Origin of the sequence: Limnospira sp. (genome assembly GCF_051859755.1) — a bacterium.
GTDB lineage: Bacteria > Cyanobacteriota > Cyanobacteriia > Cyanobacteriales > Microcoleaceae > Limnospira > Limnospira fusiformis.
This window is the reverse complement of record NZ_JBIMLI010000397.1, coordinates 1-658: the sequence shown is the minus strand read 5'-3', so window position 1 is coordinate 658 and position 658 is coordinate 1. Positions and strand designations below refer to the sequence as shown.

Annotated in this window: 1 protein-coding gene; it reads right to left on the bottom strand. The window is 35.0% G+C overall.

Annotated elements, in window-relative coordinates; genetic code table 11:
• Positions 1-242: 242 nt before the first annotated feature.
• Positions 243-518 carry a hypothetical protein gene (locus ACTIE0_RS24860; protein WP_006670752.1) on the bottom strand — a complete coding sequence of 92 codons (276 nt, stop codon included), beginning with the start codon at positions 516-518 and terminating at the stop codon, positions 243-245.
• Between the last annotated feature and the right edge of the window lie 140 nt (positions 519-658).

Sequence of the window (658 nt, the reverse complement as noted above, 5' to 3'; positions counted from 1 at the left end):
GGTTGTAGGTAAAGCTATCTGTTGGGGGTAACTTAGTTCTGGGTAATATCTGGACATGATAGGGTAGGCATTCATATAAATCATTTACACTCCTGTACTGCAGGAGTGTAACGGGGTAGGCTCAATGATTTTTTAACATTCTACACTCCTGTAATACAGGAGTGTATTCAAAAAATACATAGACACCCCCTACAGTCAGAAACCATAGGGGGTCATTAAGTTATTGGGGTAGCTGTTAGGCGTTAGGGCTTACGCCAACCATCATCATCAATATCATCTCTGTTGATTGGGAGATGGGGTGATTGCTTTTTGCCCCCTAACTGTTGTTTACAGGCTATTTGTTCTAACGATTTTTTAAAAAACTCAAATAATATGTCTAACTTTTGATTGTTTAAATCTAGTTTTGATTCGATAATTTTATTCTCCTTGACTATCGCATACGCTGAACACAAGACCACAATTATTATCAAAGCTAATTCAATAATTATGAATCTTTGACAGATTGATATTGTATTCATTGCATTAATCTCCAAAAATAAAGGGTAAACCATTTTATCCGTTCTAACGGGTCAAATACCGCATAAAAATTACTATATGGTGGTGATTCAATTATTTGATATTCATTTAGCCAAATAGTTTCACGTTTAACCATCATATT